Below are 18,158 nucleotides of genomic sequence, written 5' to 3' on the forward strand. Positions count from 1 at the left end.
GGACAAGCGCAAGCGCAGATCCGGGACCCATAGCCACAGGGAGGGGGTTGACGCGAAATTGGTAACTCCGAGTCTTCGCCAAACCACTCCCTGTGGTTATGGGTCCCTGCTTTCGCAGGGACGACAGCGGAGTGTGGAGCGCTAGCGGAGTGAAATCACTCCGCCGCGGTCACCGGCACCTTGGCGCCCTGGCCGTAACGCTGCTCGATGTAGTCGATGACCAGCGCCTTGAAGTCGGCGGAGATGGTCGGCCCGCGCAGGGTGCGGAACTTCTTGCCGTCGACGAAAACCGGCGCGGCGGGCGCTTCGCCGGTGCCCGGCAGCGAGATACCGATATTGGCGTGCTTGGATTCGCCGGGGCCGTTGACGATGCAGCCCATCACCGCGACGTTGAGTTCTTCGACGCCGGGATATTTCGTCTTCCAGGTCGGCATCTCGTCGCGGATGAAATCCTGGATCGAGCGCGCCAGTTCCTGGAACGTGGTCGAGGTGGTGCGGCCGCAGCCGGGGCACGCCGCGACCAGCGGCACGAAGGTGCGGAAGCCCATGGTCTGCAGCAGCTCCTGGCCGACCTGCACCTCGCGGGTGCGATCGCCGCCGGGCTCCGGCGTCAGCGAGATGCGGATGGTGTCGCCGATGCCCTGCTGCAAGAGGATGCCGAGCGCGGCCGAGGACGCCACGATGCCCTTCGAGCCCATGCCGGCTTCGGTGAGGCCGAGATGGATGGCATAATCGGAGCGGCTGGCGAGGTCCTGATAGACCGCGATCAGATCCTGCACCGCCGAGACCTTTGCGGAGAGGATGATGCGGTTCTTGGGCATGCCGAGCTCTTCGGCGCGCGCGGCCGAGAGCAGCGCGGACTGCACCATCGCTTCGCGCGTCACCGCGCGCACGTCGCGCGGATTGGCCGAGGCGGCGTTCTCGTCCATCAGCCTGGTCAGCAGCTCCTGATCGAGCGAGCCCCAATTGGCGCCGATGCGCACCGGCTTGCTGTTCTTGTTGGCGATCTCGATGATGTCGGCGAACTGGGTGTCGCGCTTGTCCTTGAAGCCGACATTGCCGGGATTGATGCGGTACTTGGCGAGCGCCTCGGCGCAGGCCGGATAGGCCGCGAGCAGCTTGTGGCCGATATAGTGGAAGTCGCCGATCAACGGCGTGGTGATACCGCGCTTGGCGAGGCCGTCGCGAATGTGCGGCACGGCGGCCGCGGCTTCCTCGCGGTCCACGGTGATGCGGACCATTTCGGAGCCGGCGCGCGCGAGCGCTGCGACCTGGGCAATGGTACCGTCGATGTCGGCGGTGTCGGTGTTGGTCATCGACTGCACGACGATCGGCGCACCGCCGCCGACGGCGACGTCGCCGACCTTGACCTGGGTGGTATGATGGCGCGGCGCAGGCCCCGCGATGTCGGAATCGATGGTGGTTTCGGGCTTGTTCATGGGGTCCAAATATCAGGTTTTGGTGACGTTCAGCAATGCATCGCGCGGCGCCGCAGCGACTTGGCTGGGACGGTTAACCAGAAAAAGCCCAGCAATTACAAGGACGGCAGCCGCCCCGAACGCCAAGCTTAGCGTGTCGTGCATGATGAAATAGCTACCGACGACGCCAAACAAAGGGGTGATGAAGGTAAAAGCCGACAATTTGCTGGCCGAATAGGCCTTCACCAGCGCGAACCAAAGCGTGAACGTGGTTCCAACCACCCAGATCGCCTGAAAGGCCATCAGGCCGAGCGACAGCGGCGCCGGGGTATGCGTGATGGTCTCGCCGAACAGCCATGCCGCCAGTCCCAGGATCGGGATCGAGATCGCCACCTGATAACCCAGCGCCTTCTCGGGCGCGGCGAACCGCAACCTTGTGCCCTTGGCGACCAGTGTCGTCGCCGCCCACAGCGCGGCGCCACCGACGATCATGAGGTCGCCGAGCAGGACATGCGAATCGACATTGGGCTGCGGCACGCCAATCGCGAGGGCGACGCCGGCAAAGCTGATGGCGAGGCCCAGCCATTGCGAGGCGACAAGCCGTTCGCCGAGCACCTGATAAGAGCCGAGCGCGACGAAGAACGGCGCGGTGTAGAGGAACACCACCGCGCGCGAGGCTGAGGTGAGACGCAGCCCCTGGAAGATCAGCACGAATTCGATGCCGAACATCAGCCCGGCAATCAGGCCCGGCTTCCACGTGCCATCGTTCTCGAAGAATTTGACGCCGCGAAGCGTGCCGATGAGGAACAGCACCGGCAGCGCGCCCGCCGAGCGGATCGTGGCCTGCAGCATCGGCGGAATGTCAGGCAGCACCAGCTTCACCGCGATCTGGTTGAACCCCCAGGTCAGGCACAGCATGAGCATCAGGGCGATGGCGCCGGCACTGAGGGGACGTGCGGCGGAATAGTTGGCTTGTGGCGAGGACATCTCTTCCCGATTACCGGCTTTGCGCCGTTGTTGCTCTATGCAGCTTTTTGACAATGGGTGCAGACGCCCGTGATCTCCACCACGGACAATTTAGGCGCAAAGCCCGAGCTGCGCGCCGCAGCATTGAGATCCCCGGCGAAGGATGCCGACGGGATCTCTCCGACCAGGCCGCAGCGCTCGCAGATCAGGAACGCCACCGCCGAGGTCGCGTCGTGGTCGTGGGCGGCACAGGCGAGGTAGGCATTGCGGCTTTCAATGCGGTGCACGAGGCCGTTGGCCATCAGGAAATCGAGCGCGCGATAGACCGTGATCGGCGCCGGCCGCGATATCGATTTGGCAAGCTCGTCGATCACCTCATAGGCGCCGAGCGGGCGGTGGCTGGAGAGCAAGGCCCCCAGCACCTGACGGCGTATCGGCGTTAATTTCTGAGCGCGCTGCTTGCAGACCTCCTCGGCGTGCGCCAGCGCATCCGCGGTGCAGCGGCCGTGATCGTGGTCAGGCGCGGGAAATGCCGGCTTTGCGAGGGTCATGCGGCCACGTTCTAGCATTTGAGCCCGGGAACCCAAAGCACGACCCTGCGACCGGCTGCCAGCCATGCTCGCGCTGCGGGACAGCATCCTGATAATCCGCCATGGAATAATCATAAGCTTGCTTATTATATCCCAAGCTTATTGGAGACCAAGCTTATGACCCGCGGGTCCGTCGACCAGAACTTCCTGTTCACGCTCGGTGAGCTCTACCGCCTCTTGCGCGTCTATGCCGACAAGGAGGCATCGCGGTTCGGCATCACCCGGGCGCAATGGGCGGTGCTGGCCAAGGTCGAGCGCAGCGAGGGCATGAAGCAGTCGGAACTCGCGGAGCTGCTCGAGATGCAGCCGATCACGCTGACCCGCCTGATCGACAAGCTCTGCGACAATGATTGGATCGAGCGCCGCAGCGACGCTTCGGACCGCCGCGTCAAGCGCCTGTATCTGAGGAAGGCCGGCCGGCAATTGCTGGGCCGGATGGGCGGGCTGAAGTCCGAGCTCACCGCCAACGCACTTGACGGCATCACGCCGGCGGACGCCCATCGCCTCCTGGCCCAGCTCGAAACCATCAAGGAAAACGTGCGTACCGCGATCCAGACCAGCGGCGCGGAACAGGCGCGTAAGGAGCAGCGCTATGGCTGACCAAGTCCTCAAGTTCCAGCCCGAGCAGAAGACCGACAGCGGCAAGCCCACCAAGAAGGCCGGCACCGATCCGCGCCGCCGCCTGGTCGCGGGTCTGCGGCGTTACCGCCGCTTCCTGCTCCTGGTCGTGCTGCCTGTCATCGCCGCCATCGGCGGCATCACCTTCTACCTGCATGGCGGCCGCTATGTCCGCACCGACGACGCCTATGTCGGCGCGCAGAAGGTGCTGGTGACGCCCGACATCTCCGGCAAGATCCAGAAGGTCGTCGTGAAGGAAGGCCAGTCCGTCAAGCAGGGCGACGAGCTGTTCGAGATCGACCCCGCTCCGTTTCGCCACGCGGTGGACGAAGCCAAGGCGCAGCTCGCGCAGGCCCGCACGACTTACGACAACCTCGTCGCCAACATCAAGATCTATGGCGACATGCTGGGCCTTGCCCAGCAAGGCATCGATTTGAAGCAGCGCGACGTCGAGCGCAAGCAGGCGCTGGTGAAGAACAATTACGGCTCGCAGCTCGATCTCGACAATGCCTCGAATGCGCTGGTCACCGCCGGCGCGCAGGCGCAATACATCAAGCAACAGCTCTCCAACGCCAAGACGCAGCTGCTCGGCGACCCCGAATTGCCGCTGGAGCAATTCCCATCCTACGCCCAGGCGAAGGCCAAGCTGGACGATGCCCAGCGGAACCTCGACCACACCGTGCTGCGCGCGCCGATGGACGGCGTGGCGACGCAGGTCGAGCAAATCCAGCTCGGCCGCTATGTCGCCGCCGGCACGCCGGTGTTTTCCATCATCGACGTCGCCCACCCCTGGGTCGACGCCAATCCGAAGGAGAGCGACCTCACCCACGTCACCGAAGGACAGCCCGTCACGCTCGAGGTCGACGCGTTCCCGAACCACGTCTTCAAGGGCAAGATCGGCTCGCTTTCGCCCGGCACCGGCGCGCAATTCGCGATCCTGCCGCCGCAGAACGCTACCGGCAATTTCGTCAAGGTGGTGCAGCGCGTGCCGATCCGCATCTATTTCGACGAGACCGACAAATATGTGCGGAAGCTGAAGGCCGGCATGAGCGTCTACGCCACCATCGACACCGGCCATCAGCGCTCGCTCGCCGGCCTGCTCGGCCTGTCGGCGACAGCGAGCCAGGATAAAGACTGAACGCAAGGACTGACCCGATGTCCGGTCCCAATGCCAGCCTGATGGTCCCCGGCCTGCGCCGGAACATGGTGACGATCTGCGCCATGACCGCGACCATCATGCAGGCGCTGGACACCACCATCGCCAACGTCGCCCTGCCCTACATGCAGGGCACGTTGTCGGCCTCGCAGGACCAGATCAACTGGGTGCTGACCTCCTACATCGTCGCCGCTGCGATCATGACGGCGCCGGTCGGCTGGGTCGCCAACCGCTTCGGCCGCAAGCGCATCTTCATCATCTGCTCGGCCGGCTTCACCATGGCCTCGGTGCTGTGCGGCCTCGCCCAGGACATCAACCAGATGGTGCTGTTCCGCCTGCTGCAAGGTGTGTTCGGCGCCGCTCTGGTGCCGCTGTCGCAATCGGTGATGCTCGACTATTACACGCTCCAGGAACGCGCCAAGGCGATGTCGATCTGGGGCATGGGCGTGATGATGGGTCCGATCATGGGTCCATCACTTGGCGCCTGGCTGACCGAGACTTATTCCTGGCACTGGGTGTTCTTCGTCAACCTGCCGTTCGGCTTCATCACCGTGCTCGGGCTGATCGTCTTCATGGACGAGACGGACAAGAATCTCAGCCTCAGATTCGACTGGTTCGGCTTCGCCGCGCTGGCGGTCGCGATCGGCTCGCTTCAGCTCGCGCTCGACCGCGGCGAGCAGCTGGGCTGGCTGGAATCCAATGAGATCCTCGCGGAGTTCATCGTTTCGGCCGTCGCCTTCTATTTCTTCCTCGCGCACTCCTTCACGACCTCGACGCCGTTCATCCGGTTCGCGCTGTTTCGGGATCGCAACTTCGTCACCGGTTGCGTGTTCATGATCGTGATGGGGCTCGTGCTGTTCTCGACCATGGCGCTGGCTTCACCCTATATGCAGAACGTGATCGGCTATCCCATCATCACCGCCGGCCTCTTGCTGGCGAGCCGCGGCTTCGGCACCTTCTTCGCGATGATGCTGGTCGGCCGCATGATGCGCTATTTCGAGGCGCGCACGCTGATCGTCGCCGGCCTGACGCTGACCGCGGGCTCGCTGTTCCAGATGACCGGCTGGACCGATTTGACCCAAGTGCCGGAGATCGTCACCGTCAGCGTCGTCCAGGGCTTCGGCTTCGGCCTCGTCTTCGTGCCGCTCTCGACCGTGGCGTTCCTGACGCTGTCGAACGATCTGCGCACTGACGGCACCGCGATGCTGACCCTGATGCGCAACGTCGCGAGCTCGGTCGGCATTTCCGTCGTCATCGCCCAATTGACGCAGGGGACGCGGCGGACCTATGCGATCCTGTCCGAGCACATCAACCCGTTCAACCACGCGCTCCAGATGCCCAGCGTCAGCGGCATGATCAACCTCTCCACCGACGCCGGCCGCGCCATGGCCGACAGGATGGTCAGCGTGCAGGCGCAGATCATCGCCTTCGCCTACGACTATCAGCTGGTGATGTTCTTCATCCTCTGCACCATCCCGCTCGCCTTGCTGATCGGCTCGACCAAGGCCACGCTGCGCAAGCAGGCGGCCGGACCGGAACATGCGGTGATGGAGTAGGACGCGGTCGACCACCAATCTCCACTGTCATCCCGGACAAGCGCAGCGAAGCGGAGCGCAGATCCGGGATCCATAATCACAGGGAGTAGTTTGGCGAAGACTCTGAATTACCAGTCTCGCGCCAAACGTCTCCCTGTGGTTATGGGTCCCTGCGTTCGCAGGGACGACACTGAATATGCGGCGCGACCCCTACAACAACTCCTCGCAGCCCAGATCATCCACGGCCGCAAATATCCGCTCCAGATTGTTCCACCAGATCAGCGGCGGAAGGTTGATGCTCCATTGCCAGACCGGCTTGGTGATGTGCCAGAGCACCGATCGGCGATAGTCCTGGTCAAGTGCGCCGCGCGTGTAGCCGCTGACGCCGTGCGAGATCAGGGTCTCATGATAACGGTTGAGCAGCAGGCGCTCGAGCGTCTGCCTGCGCTCCGGATACCATTGCGTCGCCATCATGTAGGCGAGATCGTGGGTCGGCACGTTGATGCGCCACTGGTCGAAGTCGAAAATGCGCACGGTGTCGGCGATGTCCGCGCGCGGCAGGAGGAAATTCCAAGTATGGGCATCGCCGTGGGCAATAGAGAGATGTCGATGGGAATGATAGCGCTCAAGCAAACGATCCGACTGCTCAATGAACCGTCGATAGAGGATGCGTCGTTCTTCGCTCAGGCGGTCGCCGAGAAGATCGGCAAAACGATCATAGTGGCCAGCAAAGGTCTCCATCAACCTTGACGTATCATCGGCGCTCATCCAACTGCCGACGGTGTCGCCGAGACTTGGGTGGTCCCACCATGCCGCGTGCCAGCTCGCGAGCGTCGTGACGATCGCCAGCGCCTGTTCGCGAGACGGCGGCAGGGGCCACTGGGCCGCGACATCATGGCTATCGGTGAGATCCTCGAGCAGCAGATGCCAACTGACATTTTCCTCATCGAACTGTCCGTCAAAGCAACGCGGCACCAGCCCCGGCGGCATATTCGGTGCAAGTTTCGCATAGAAGGCCACTTCGTGCCGGCCACCATGCGCGAGCGTCTTGGCAAAATCGGCATGCGGCGTCTTCAGGATCAGTGTCTGCGGCGCGCCGCCGGATTCGCCGACATAGCGCAGGCCGAGACGCACGATATGTGACACGACGGTGTCGCGCTGATGCAGCACCTTCACCTCGCGCACGGCGCCGGCATCCAGCACGCCGCCCCTGCGCAGTGCCGCCGTCAGTCGGGCGGGCTCAACGACATCAGGCAGTTGTGGAGGTGTCATGAAATTCACGATGCCCCTGTCCCGCGCCATACTGCACGATCATGACCCCACGCACCAGCCGCCGGTCCGATGCCGCGCTCAAGCCGCCTCGGTCGAGTCGCGCACGGTCCGCACCACGACCGACCGGAGCTGTTCGAGATTGGCCGCCATGCCGGCGATCGCCTGCCTGACCTCGGCGGCGCGCTCGTTCACGGAAGCGGCGTCGCGGCTGACATTGCCGATCTTGGCCGAGACCTCCTTCGCCGCCGACGCCGATTCGGAAATCGACCGCGTGATCTCCCGCGTCGCGGCGTCCTGCTCCTCCATTGCGGCGGCAACCGAGGTCGCCACGCCGTCGATCTCGACGATGTGGCCCCCCATGGTCTCGACGGCATCGACCGCGGCCTGCGTCGAGGCCTGAATCTCGGTGATTAGCCGCGTGATCTCCTCGGTGGATTTGGCGGTCTGGTCGGACAGGGACTTCACTTCGGCGGCGACCACGGCGAAGCCGCGGCCGGCCTCGCCCGCACGGGCGGCCTCGATCGTGGCGTTGAGCGCCAGAAGGTTGGTCTGGCCGGCGATGCCGCCGATGAGGTCGGAGACCTCGGCGATCTTCTTCACCGATCCGGCCAGTGCCTGGATGGTCGAACGCGCCTGCTCGCGGCCGGCGACAGCCGATTTTGTGACGGTGCTGGTCCGCACGACCTGGCTTGCGATCTCGCGGATCGAGGCGCTGAGCTCTTCGGCCGCGGCCGAGACGGCCTGCGAGCTGCCGAGGGCCTGGGTGGAGGCCGCCGCGACCGCCTGCGACTGTGCGGAGAGCGACTTCGCGATCTCCGACAGGCTGGACGCCGCCCGCTCGACGCCTTGCGTCGCTGCGCCGGCGGTGTCGACCGATCGGCCGGTCTCGCGCTCGACGGTCTCGGCCATCTGGTGCAGGGCGGAGCGCTTGGCGAGCGCCGCCTCCTGCTCCTGCCGCAACTGCTCCTCGCGCAGGCGGGAATTCTCGACCGCCGCCTGCTTGAACACCACAAGCGCCCCCGCCATCGAGCCGACCTCGTCCTTTCGGTCAGCGAAAGGAATGTCGGCGGCGAGATCGCCGGTCGCAAGCTTCTGCATCGTATCAGTCATGCGCACGATCGGGCGCACCACGCCGAGGGCGACGCCGAGCAGGCCCGCAGCAACGAAAGCCAGGACAGCGGCGGAGACGCCGAGGAGGATATAAAGCATCGAGCTGTCGCGGTCCGCCGCCAGCTTTTCCATGGCGGCATTCTGCTTGTTGGCGTTCTCGACGATGCTGTCGATCACGGCGCGATGCGCGGTGTAGGCGTCCTTCAGCTGCGCATAGATGCGCTCGGACGCAGCGGCGTCCTTGGCCTTGAGGGCCGGCAGGAGCTGGTCGGACGCCTTCCAGAACTTCTGCACCTCGGCGTCGGACTTGGACACCAGCGCCGTTTTCAGGTCGGCCGAGAGGCTGGAGGTGACCCAGAACGCCTTGCGCTCGTCGTAGTCCTTGCGGAGCTGGACCAGACGTTCGCCGTGGGCCGCCAGCTGGTCCGGCTCGCGCATGGCCAGCGTCGCCTCGAGATAGGCCTCGATGACATATTCCGGCGGCGGCAGAATGTCCGCGATGAGGTCGTTGCCGAGCTTGATGTCGGAGTAGAGCGGACCGCCGACCTTGAGCTCTTTCAAGGCATAGAGGCTGGTCGAAACCACGGCGGCAAAACCGATGGCGAGAACGATGCCGAACGCAATGATCGCAGAGGACAAGGACAGACGAAATTTCATGAAACAATCCGGGGCGGCGTCGAAACTGCAGCCACCCTAGACGAATACGGTAAATACGGGATTGCTTCGCGCCGAAATTGTATCTCGCGAACTCCGCATAACTACGGGAATTTGCCGTCAAGCCATCGGTATTTGAGTCAGCGAGGCTGACGCACACACGTGCGAATCGTTTCGGCCGGAGGCAACCTCGGCTTCGATGCGCCAGATGAGACGTGCGTGCCGAGGATCAAGCCTCCCCGGCACGCATTGCCTCACACGTCGAAGAACACTGTCTCGTTGTCGCCCTGGAGCCGCAGGTCGAGCCGGTAGACGGGCTTGCCGGCTTCGCGCACCGCAGTCAGCGTGGGGCGGCGCTCGGTGGGCACCAGCGCCAGCACGGGGTCGGCGGCGTTGCCGGCCTCGTCGCTGAAATAGATCCGGGTGTAGAGATGCCGCAGCATGCCGCGGCCGAACACCGCAAGGAGGATGTGCGGCGCCTGTGGCTTGCCATCGGGATCAGGCACCGTGCCCGGCTTGATGGTCTCGAACGCGTAATTGCCGTCCTTGTCGGTGCCGCAACGGGCAAAGCCGCGGAAGCTCGCATTCGGCAGCGCACGCTTGTCCTGCGGGTCGGCAAAGCGACCCTGCGCGTCCGCTTGCCAGATCTCCAGCATGCAATCTGGCACGGCAACGCCGTCACCGTCGAACACACGCCCCTCGATGCGGATGCGCTCGCCGGTGACGTCTGGCGTGAGTGTCGAGTTGGTGAACGCGTCGTTCCAGGCGTATTCGCCGTTCGGCGTCAGGCCGTATTTGAAGAACGGGCCGACCGTCTGCGATGGGGTGATCCCGTCTGGCGTCACAGAATCCTGCACTTAGTGATTCTCCATGGGGGTGGCGTTCTTGCCGCGCAGCACGACGTCAAAGCGGTAGCACAGCGCCCATTCGGGCTGGGTGTTCTCGAGATCGAACGAGGAGACCATCCGCGCCCGCGCCTTCTCGTCCGGCACCGAGTTGAAGATCGGATCGAACGGGAACAGCGGATCGTTCGGAAAATACATCTGCGTCACGAGGCGCGTGACGAAGGAATGGCCGAACACCGACAGATGGATATGCGCGGGACGCCAGGCATTGTGGTGATTGCCCCAGGGATAGGCGCCCGGCTTGATGCTGACGAAGCGGTAGTAGCCGGCAGCATCGCTCACGGTGCGGCCGGCCCCCGTGAAATTCGGATCGAGCGGCGCCGGATGCTGGTCGCGGACATGGACGTAACGGCCGCAGGAATTGGCCTGCCAGATCTCGACCAGAGAGTTCGGCACGCCGCGGCCGTCCTCGTCGCGCACATGGCCGTGCACGATGATGCGCTCGCCGATCGGCTCGCCCTTGTGCTGGGTGGTGAGGTCGTTGTCGCCTTTGCGGACGGTCTCGTGGCCGTAGACCGGGCCTGTCAGCTCCGACAACGTATGGCGCATCGGGATCAAGGGCTTGTTCGGCGCACGCTTGATCGAGCTCTTGTAGTCGGGCGACAGCGGCAGCGGATGCGCCTTGTTGCTGTCAGTGGGATAGATGAATGTCATGGACGAACTCCTCCCCGGCCATTGTGGTCCGGCCGGACAACGATTCCGCCAATCATTATAGGATATAACTAATTGGGGGAAGCGGGTTTGAGCCCTATTTGATCGGCGGACGCGGCAGTACGGCTTCCCCGACTTCGAGCCGGTAGACATGGTCGAGCGAATACCAGGGCGTCGCAACCTCCCGTTCGGTCGGATGTGGCGCGTCATGGCGCAGGAACTTGCCGATCAGCGCCTGTGTCACGCCGAACTGCACGTCGCTGTCGATATGGGGATCGTTGGGATCGTAGACCTGCGAGATCAGGACCTTGAAGCCCGGCTTGAGGATCAGGGCATGCAGATGCGCGGGGCGATAGGGATGGCGGCTCTGCGCCTCCAGCAGGCGGCCGACCACGCCGCCCGTCGGAATGGGATAGCCGATCATCATTACCGAACGGAAGGAGAAGCGCCCGTCCTGGTCGGTCGTGAACTTGCCACGCAGGTTCATATCGGCCTGGTCGGGATCCTGGTTCTCGTAGAGGCCGACCGGAGAGGCGTGCCAGACATCGACCTCGGCGCCGACGACCGGACGACCGTCCTTGTCCACGACGCGGCCGTTCACGAATAGCGGCGCACCCGGGGTCTCGGAGCGGACGATCGATCCGCCATTCTCGACCCGCGGCGAGTTCAGCCGCCAGAACGGCCCGAGCAGCGACTGATCGGTTTCCGTATTGCCCTGATCGCCGTTGTTGAGCAGGCACACCAGCGGCGAGACGCCGAGCGAGCCCGCCATCAGCACCACTTCGTTGTGCGTATCGGTGGTCAGCTTGCCGAGCTCGGCGATGACAGCGGTGGCATCGCGAAACTCCTTCTCGGTCAGGCGGACGTCGCGCACGAAGCCGTGCAAATGCTTGACCAGGGAGATCATGATTTGGCGCATGCGCGGATCCGATGTCCGCTCCATCACCGCCAGGGCCGCGGCCGTGACGTCCTGCTCGCGCTCGATGATCATGGGACGGTCCTTGAAGCGACCCGCGTAACGCCAACACTGTCATTCCGGGATGGTCCGAAGGACCAGGCCCGGAATCTCGAGATCCCGGGTTCAGCCCTTTCGGGCTGCCCCGGGATGACGGTCCACTGCGTGGACCGTCAGTTCAGCTTCTCGATCGCGACCGCGACGCCCTGGCCGACGCCGACGCACATGGTGGCGAGCGCGAGCTTGCCGCCGCGCTTCTCCATGCCGTGGACGGCGGTGAGCGCGAGGCGCGCGCCGCTCATGCCGAGGGGATGGCCGAGCGCGATGGCGCCGCCATGCGGATTGACGAAATCCGCATCGTCAGCGACGCCGAGCTGGCGCATGCAGGCAATGCCCTGCGAGGCGAAGGCCTCGTTGAGCTCGATCAGGTCGAAATCGCTGATCTTCTTGCCGAGCCGCTCCATCAGCTTGCGGGTCGCGGGCACGGGACCGATGCCCATGATGCGCGGCGGCACGCCGGCCGAGGCAAGGCCGAGGATGCGCGCGCGCGGCGTCAGGCCATGCTTCTTCACCGCAGCTTCCGAAGCCAGGATCATGGCGGCGGCGCCGTCATTGACGCCGGAGGCGTTGCCGGCGGTCACCGTGCCGGGATTGCGCACGATCGTCTTCAGTTTTGCCAAACCTTCGAGCGTGGTCTCGGGACGCGGATGCTCATCCTTGTCGACGGTTACAGGACCCGCCTTGCCGCCGGGAATGGTGATCGGAATGATTTCTTCCGCAAAATAGCCGGCCGCGATCGCCTTGCCTGCGCGCTGCTGCGAGCGGATGGCAAAGGCGTCCTGGTCGGCACGTGAGACCTGGAATTCCTCGGCGACGTTCTCGCCGGTCTCCGGCATGGCATCGACGCCGTACTGCGCCTTCAGCAGCGGATTGATGAAGCGCCAGCCGATGGTGGTGTCGAAGATCTCGGCCGAACGCGAGAAGGCTTCCTGCGCCTTGCCCATCACGAACGGCGCACGCGTCATGGATTCGACGCCGCCGGCAATGGCGAGCTCGATCTCGCCGGAGCGGATGGCGCGGCCGGCCGCACCGACCGCATCGAGGCCGGAGGCACAGAGCCGGTTGAGCGTCTGGCCGGGAACCGAATCCGGCAGGCCTGCGAGCAGGAGCGCCATGCGGGCGACGTTGCGGTTGTCCTCGCCGGCCTGGTTGGCACAGCCGAAGAAGACTTCGTCCACCTGCGCCCAGTCGAGATTGGGGTGCTTGGCCATCAGCGCCTTGATCGGGGCAGCGGCCAGATCGTCGGCGCGCACCTTGGCGAGCGAGCCGCCGAAGCGGCCGATCGGAGTCCGCACGGCATCGCAGATAAAGACGTCACGCATCGTTGTTCTCCCTGAATGCCGCGGTTCGGCCAGAATTCTTCAATGACGCCGGAGTTTTAGGAGGGCGCCCGCAGCAGGTCAATTGACGGTTTCGCGGGTGGCGCATTCGACCGATGACCATGAAACTCAGTCGTCATTCCGGGGCGCGACGAAGTCGCGAGCTATGGTGCGCATTGCGCACCTGAGAATCCATAACCACGAGCCGGGGTTATGGATTCCGGGCCTGCACCTGACGGCGCATCCCGGAATGACGACCGGAATGTGGCGCCCATATCCCGCCATGCGGACAGCGTGGAAAACCCGCCCTTCCAAGCCAAACCAATAGGACGCTCAGGCGAAATTTTGTAGGTTGCGCCGCCCATGACAGTACAACAGCCGATACCTGTGCCGCCCCCCGACGAAGCGCCCACCTCGCCAGCGGAAGCCATCGCGCGCGTGACGCCGATGATGGAACAGTACCTGGAGATCAAGGCGGCGCATCAGGGCCTACTGCTGTTCTACAGGATGGGTGACTTCTACGAGCTGTTCTTCGAGGACGCCGAGATCGCCTCCAGGACGCTCGGCATCGTGCTGACGAAGCGCGGCAAGCATCAGGGCGCCGACATCCCGATGTGCGGCGTGCCGGTCGAGCGCTCCGAGGACTATCTGCACCGCCTGATCTCGGCCGGGCACCGCGTCGCGGTCTGCGAGCAGACCGAGGATCCCGCTGCCGCGAAGGCGCGTGGCAACAAGAGTGTGGTCCGCCGCGGCGTGGTGCGGCTGGTCACGCCGGGCACGCTGACCGAAGACACGCTGCTCGATGCCCGCGCCAACAATTATCTGCTCGCGATCGCGCGCGCCCGCTCCTCTGCCGGCGGCGACCGCTTCGGCCTCGCCTGGATCGACATCTCGACCGCCGAGTTCACCGTGATGGAATGCTCGGGCGGCGAGCTCGCCGCAACGCTGGCGCGCATCAACCCGAACGAGGCCATCGTCACCGACGCGCTCTATAACGACAACGAGCTCGGACAGACCTTGCGCGAGCTGCCGGCCGTGACACCCCTGACGCGCGACGTCTTCGACGGCGCCACCGCCGAGAAGCGGCTGTGCGATTACTTTGCCGTCGCGACCATGGACGGGCTGGCGCAGCTGACGCGGCTGGAGGCCACCGCAGCAGCAGCAGCCGTCACCTATGTCGACCGCACCCAGGTCGGCAAGCATCCGCCGCTGTCGCCGCCCGCGCGCGAAGCCTCGGGCGCAACGATGGCGATCGACCCGGCCACGCGCGCCAATCTGGAACTGACGCGAACCCTCGCCGGCGAACGCCGCGGCTCGCTGCTCGATGCGATCGACTGCACGGTGACCTCGGCGGGCTCGCGCCTGCTTGCCCAACGCCTGGCCGCGCCGCTGACGGACGCTCCCGCGATCGCGCGCCGGCTCGATGCGGTGAGCACCTTTGTCGCCGATTCAGCTGCGCGCGAAGACATCCGCAGCATCCTGCGCGGTGCGCCCGACATGTCGCGCGCACTGGCGCGTCTGTCGGTCGGACGCGGCGGCCCACGCGACCTCGCAGGCATCCGCGACGGCATCGTCGCCGCCGACCAGGTGCTGGCGCGGCTTGGCGAACTCGATCAGCCGCCGCAGGAGATCGCGGCGGTGATGGCGGCCTTGCAGCGACCGTCGCGCGAGCTCGCATCCGAATTCGCCAGCGCGCTCGACGAGCAGCTGCCGCTGATCAAGCGCGACGGCGGCTTCGTTCGACAGGGCTATGAGCCCGCGCTCGACGAAGCCCGAAACCTGCGCGATGCCTCGCGTCTCGTCGTGGCCTCGATGCAGGCGCGCTACGCCGACACGACGTCCGTGAAAGGCCTCAAGATCCGGCACAACAACGTGCTCGGCTATTTCGTCGAGGTCACCGCGCAGCACGGCGACAAGCTGATGTCGGCGCCGCTGAACGCCACCTTCATCCATCGCCAGACGCTGGCGGGCCAAGTGCGCTTCACCACTTCGGAACTCGGCGAGATCGAAGCCAAGATCGCCAATGCCGGCGACCGCGCCCTCGGGCTCGAGCTCGAGATCTTCGAGCGGCTGTCAGCCAAGGCCATGGCGATCAGCGACGATCTACGCGCCGCCGCCCACGCCTTCGCCTTGCTCGACGTCGCGACCTCGCTGGCAAAACTCGCGGTCGACGACAATTATGTGCGACCGGATGTGGACGACTCGCTCGGCTTTGCGATCGAGGCCGGCCGCCATCCCGTGGTGGAGCAGGCCCTGAAGCGCAATGGCGAGCCGTTCATCGCCAATGCCTGCGACCTCTCACCAAGCCCGGCGCAAAAGTCCGGCCAGCTCTGGCTGCTCACCGGCCCCAACATGGCCGGTAAATCGACCTTCCTGCGCCAGAACGCGCTGATCGCCCTTCTTGCCCAGATCGGCAGCTTCGTGCCGGCCACGCGGGCGCGGATCGGCATCATCGACCGCCTGTTCTCCCGCGTCGGCGCCGCCGACGATCTCGCCCGCGGCCGCTCCACCTTCATGGTGGAGATGGTCGAGACCGCGGCGATCCTGAACCAGGCCGGCGAGCGCTCGCTCGTGATCCTGGATGAGATCGGTCGCGGCACCGCGACCTTCGACGGTCTCTCGATCGCCTGGGCCGCGATCGAGCATCTGCACGAAAGCAATCGCTGCCGCACGCTGTTCGCCACGCATTATCACGAACTGACCGCGCTCTCGGCCAAGCTGCCGCGGATGTTCAACGCCACGGTGCGGGTGAAGGAGTGGCAGGGCAATGTCGTATTCCTGCACGAGGTGCTGCCGGGCTCGGCCGACCGCTCCTACGGCATCCAGGTGGCCAAGCTCGCCGGCCTGCCGCCGGCCGTGATCACGCGCGCGAAGTCGGTGCTCTCCAAGCTGGAGGCGCAGGACCGCGGCCAGACCGCGCGCGCGCTGGTGGACGACCTGCCGCTATTCGCCGTGCCCTCGCGCGCGGCCGCCGAAGCCGCTCCGCCGAGCGAGGCGGACCTCTTGATGGAAGCCGTGAAGGCGCTGCATCCGGACGAGATGTCGCCACGCGAGGCGCTGGATGCGTTGTATGCGTTGAAGGCCAAGCTGCCGAAGCAGTGACGGTGCCGTAGGGTGGGTTCGCCGAAGGCGTAACCCACCACGTCCGTCACCGCAGAAACTAAAGAGGTGGGTTACGCTGCGCTAACCCACCCTACGCTTCCGAGCGTTTGCCTACGCCCGCGCCGCGATCGCCGCGGCTTCCGCGGCGGCGCGCTGCATGCTGGTCGACATCTCGTTCGTCACCGTGCTCTGCTCCTCGACGGCAGCGGCGGTCGATGTCACGTATTCGCTGACATTGTTGATCGCCTGCTTGATCGAGCCGAGTGCGCTGACGACGTCGCCGGAGATGCCGTTGAGGCTGCCGATCTCCTGGCCGATCTTGTCGGTGGCCTGCTTGGCCTGATTGGCGAGGCTCTTCACTTCGGAGGCGACCACCGCAAAGCCGCGGCCGGCTTCGCCGGCCCGGGCCGATTCGATCGTGGCGTTCAGCGCCAAGAGGTTGATCTGTCCGGTGATGCTGTTGATCATCTCGACGATGCCGCTCATCGATTGCGCCGCCTCGGTGAGACGCTGGGCCTGAGCGTCGGCGGAGGCGACCTGCTCCACCGCGCTCATCGCGGTCTCGCGGGACTTGGTCATCGCCTCGGAGATCTCCCGCACCGACGCGTTCAGTTCCTCCGAACCGGCGGCGACGGATTCCATCATGCCGCGCACGCGCTCGTTGCCCATGCGGACCAGCACCTGCCGCGTGGTGTCGGTGGCATATTTCACGACCTTGAACGGCTTGCCGTTGAGGTCGAGGATCGGGTTGTAGGAGGCCTGGATGTAAACCGCCTTGCCGCCCTTGCCGATGCGCTTGTATTCGGCCGCCTGGTACTGACCGCGGTTGAGCGCGGCCCAGAACTCGCGATAGGCGGCGCCGTCGCGCTCCGTGGGCTCGACGAACATGCTGTGGTGCTTGCCCTTGATCTCGGCCATCGAGTAGCCGAGCGCGCTGAGGAAGTTGGCGTTGGCGGCGATGATCGTGCCGTCCATGTTGAATTCGATCACGGCCTGGGCCTTGTCGATCGCCGATATCTGACCGGCAAGATCGGCGTTCTTCAGCTTGTCCGCGGTGATGTCGGTCGCGAACTTGACGACACCGTACGGCTTGCCGGTCTCGTCGAGCAGCGGATTGTAGGAAGCGAGAATCCAGACCTCGCGGCCACCCTTGCCGATACGCTTGAACTCCCCGGCCTGGTAGTCGCCGCGGTTGAGTGCGGCCCAGAACTCGCGATAGGCCGTGCCGTTGCGGTCGGCCTCGGCCACGAACAGGCTATGATGCTTGCCCTCGATCTCGGCCAACGAATAGCCGAGCGTCTTGCAGAAATTCTCGTTGGCGGTGACGATGGTGCCGTCGAGCTTAAATTCGATGACGGCCTGGGCACGGCTGATGGCGGCGATCTTCGACGCATCCGTCATGCTCCGCATCTTCTTCGCGGTGATGTCGGTCGCGATCTTGGCGACCATCACCGCCTTACCATTGCCGTCGAGCACCGGATTGTAGGCTGCTTCGATCCAGACTTCGCGGCCGCCCTTCGCGATCCGCTTGAACTCGCGGGCCTGACACTCGCCACGGTTCAACGCAGCCCAGAACGCCTTGTACTCGGCGCTGTCGCGCTGGTCGGCCGGCAAGAACATGGAATGATGCTTGCCCTGGATCTCGTCAAGCCGATAGCCGAGGGCGTCGAGAAAGTTCTTGTTGGCCGTGAGAATCGTGCCATCCAGATTGAATTCGATCATGGCCTGGGAGCGGCCGATCGCATCGAGCCGTGCTTGTGCGTCAATCTGGGACTTGCGACCGAACATCAAAGAATCTCCATCTCGAAATTACGTAGACAGCTCGTAGGGGAAGTGACCGTCGCGGC

14 protein-coding genes are annotated in these 18,158 nt (G+C 64.9%); 4 read left to right on the forward strand and 10 right to left on the reverse strand.

Annotated elements, in window-relative coordinates:
• Positions 1–155: 155 nt before the first annotated feature.
• From ispG to CIT37_RS39670, 3 genes are read right to left on the reverse strand one after another with little or no spacing between them, the layout of a single operon-like run.
• A complete protein-coding gene (ispG, locus tag CIT37_RS39660) occupies positions 156–1,439 on the reverse strand; it encodes a flavodoxin-dependent (E)-4-hydroxy-3-methylbut-2-enyl-diphosphate synthase (RefSeq protein WP_095424926.1) in 1,284 nt (427 codons plus the stop codon).
• A 12-nt stretch (positions 1,440–1,451) separates the two neighbouring features.
• Positions 1,452–2,405, reverse strand: a complete 954-nt coding sequence (locus CIT37_RS39665) for a DMT family transporter (RefSeq protein WP_095424927.1) — start codon at positions 2,403–2,405, stop codon at positions 1,452–1,454.
• Between the two features lie 35 nt (positions 2,406–2,440).
• Positions 2,441–2,935 (reverse strand): Fur family transcriptional regulator, encoded by a 495-nt coding sequence (locus CIT37_RS39670; RefSeq protein ID WP_038949500.1) that lies wholly within the window; start codon positions 2,933–2,935, stop codon positions 2,441–2,443.
• Positions 2,936–3,091: 156 nt separating this feature from the next.
• On the opposite strand from CIT37_RS39670, the gene CIT37_RS39675 reads away from it, so the two are divergent.
• From CIT37_RS39675 to CIT37_RS39685, 3 genes are read left to right on the forward strand one after another with little or no spacing between them, the layout of a single operon-like run.
• Positions 3,092–3,574, forward strand: a complete 483-nt coding sequence (locus tag CIT37_RS39675) for a MarR family winged helix-turn-helix transcriptional regulator (protein ID WP_095424928.1) — start codon at positions 3,092–3,094, stop codon at positions 3,572–3,574.
• On the forward strand, positions 3,567–4,730 hold the full coding sequence (locus tag CIT37_RS39680; RefSeq protein ID WP_095424929.1) for an HlyD family secretion protein: 1,164 nt from the start codon (positions 3,567–3,569) through the stop codon (positions 4,728–4,730). Before CIT37_RS39675 ends, CIT37_RS39680 begins: the two co-directional genes overlap by 8 nt.
• 17 nt (positions 4,731–4,747) lie before the next feature.
• Positions 4,748–6,304 (forward strand): MDR family MFS transporter, encoded by a 1,557-nt coding sequence (locus CIT37_RS39685; protein WP_095424930.1) that lies wholly within the window; start codon positions 4,748–4,750, stop codon positions 6,302–6,304.
• A 189-nt stretch (positions 6,305–6,493) separates the two neighbouring features.
• Here CIT37_RS39685 and CIT37_RS39690 read toward each other — a convergent pair whose 3' ends face one another.
• From CIT37_RS39690 to pcaF, 6 genes are all read right to left on the reverse strand, one after another.
• Positions 6,494–7,585, reverse strand: a complete 1,092-nt coding sequence (locus CIT37_RS39690; RefSeq protein ID WP_028139625.1) for a phosphotransferase — start codon at positions 7,583–7,585, stop codon at positions 6,494–6,496.
• Positions 7,586–7,633: 48 nt separating this feature from the next.
• The gene (locus CIT37_RS39695; RefSeq protein WP_028139624.1) at positions 7,634–9,322 is read right to left on the reverse strand and encodes a methyl-accepting chemotaxis protein; all 1,689 of its coding nucleotides are present in this window, start codon (positions 9,320–9,322) and stop codon (positions 7,634–7,636) included.
• Positions 9,323–9,573: 251 nt separating this feature from the next.
• Positions 9,574–10,176, reverse strand: a complete 603-nt coding sequence (gene pcaG, locus CIT37_RS39700) for a protocatechuate 3,4-dioxygenase subunit alpha (protein WP_095424931.1) — start codon at positions 10,174–10,176, stop codon at positions 9,574–9,576.
• Positions 10,177–10,878 (reverse strand): protocatechuate 3,4-dioxygenase subunit beta, encoded by a 702-nt coding sequence (gene pcaH / locus CIT37_RS39705; protein ID WP_028139622.1) that lies wholly within the window; start codon positions 10,876–10,878, stop codon positions 10,177–10,179.
• A 94-nt stretch (positions 10,879–10,972) separates the two neighbouring features.
• Positions 10,973–11,866 carry a dioxygenase family protein gene (locus tag CIT37_RS39710; protein WP_095424932.1) on the reverse strand — a complete coding sequence of 298 codons (894 nt, stop codon included), beginning with the start codon at positions 11,864–11,866 and terminating at the stop codon, positions 10,973–10,975.
• A gap of 137 nt (positions 11,867–12,003) precedes the next feature.
• Positions 12,004–13,212: a 3-oxoadipyl-CoA thiolase gene (gene pcaF, locus CIT37_RS39715; RefSeq protein ID WP_095424933.1), complete on the reverse strand. Its 1,209-nt coding sequence runs from the start codon at positions 13,210–13,212 to the stop codon at positions 12,004–12,006.
• A 360-nt stretch (positions 13,213–13,572) separates the two neighbouring features.
• On the opposite strand from pcaF, the gene mutS reads away from it, so the two are divergent.
• Entirely contained in the window at positions 13,573–16,311 is a 2,739-nt protein-coding gene (gene mutS, locus CIT37_RS39720) for a DNA mismatch repair protein MutS (protein ID WP_038949491.1), read from the forward strand.
• 111 nt (positions 16,312–16,422) lie between these two features.
• On the opposite strand, the gene CIT37_RS39725 is transcribed toward mutS, so the two are convergent.
• A complete protein-coding gene (locus tag CIT37_RS39725; protein WP_038949490.1) occupies positions 16,423–18,099 on the reverse strand; it encodes a methyl-accepting chemotaxis protein in 1,677 nt (558 codons plus the stop codon).
• Positions 18,100–18,158: the final 59 nt, after the last annotated feature.

The organism is Bradyrhizobium ottawaense (assembly GCF_002278135.3).
GTDB classification, from domain to species: domain Bacteria; phylum Pseudomonadota; class Alphaproteobacteria; order Rhizobiales; family Xanthobacteraceae; genus Bradyrhizobium; species Bradyrhizobium ottawaense.

Coding starts and splice junctions, on each gene's coding strand:
- CIT37_RS39710 (WP_095424932.1), bottom strand. CDS start 11,866: ATGATCATCGAGCGCGAGCAGGACGTCACGGCCGCGGCCCTGGCGGTG.
- CIT37_RS39685 (WP_095424930.1), top strand. CDS start 4,748: ATGTCCGGTCCCAATGCCAGCCTGATGGTCCCCGGCCTGCGCCGGAAC.
- CIT37_RS39670 (WP_038949500.1), bottom strand. CDS start 2,935: ATGACCCTCGCAAAGCCGGCATTTCCCGCGCCTGACCACGATCACGGC.
- ispG (WP_095424926.1), bottom strand. CDS start 1,439: ATGAACAAGCCCGAAACCACCATCGATTCCGACATCGCGGGGCCTGCG.
- pcaH (WP_028139622.1), bottom strand. CDS start 10,878: ATGACATTCATCTATCCCACTGACAGCAACAAGGCGCATCCGCTGCCG.
- pcaF (WP_095424933.1), bottom strand. CDS start 13,212: ATGCGTGACGTCTTTATCTGCGATGCCGTGCGGACTCCGATCGGCCGC.
- CIT37_RS39695 (WP_028139624.1), bottom strand. CDS start 9,322: ATGAAATTTCGTCTGTCCTTGTCCTCTGCGATCATTGCGTTCGGCATC.
- CIT37_RS39675 (WP_095424928.1), top strand. CDS start 3,092: ATGACCCGCGGGTCCGTCGACCAGAACTTCCTGTTCACGCTCGGTGAG.
- CIT37_RS39725 (WP_038949490.1), bottom strand. CDS start 18,099: ATGTTCGGTCGCAAGTCCCAGATTGACGCACAAGCACGGCTCGATGCG.
- CIT37_RS39690 (WP_028139625.1), bottom strand. CDS start 7,585: ATGGCGCGGGACAGGGGCATCGTGAATTTCATGACACCTCCACAACTG.
- CIT37_RS39665 (WP_095424927.1), bottom strand. CDS start 2,405: ATGTCCTCGCCACAAGCCAACTATTCCGCCGCACGTCCCCTCAGTGCC.
- mutS (WP_038949491.1), top strand. CDS start 13,573: ATGACAGTACAACAGCCGATACCTGTGCCGCCCCCCGACGAAGCGCCC.
- CIT37_RS39680 (WP_095424929.1), top strand. CDS start 3,567: ATGGCTGACCAAGTCCTCAAGTTCCAGCCCGAGCAGAAGACCGACAGC.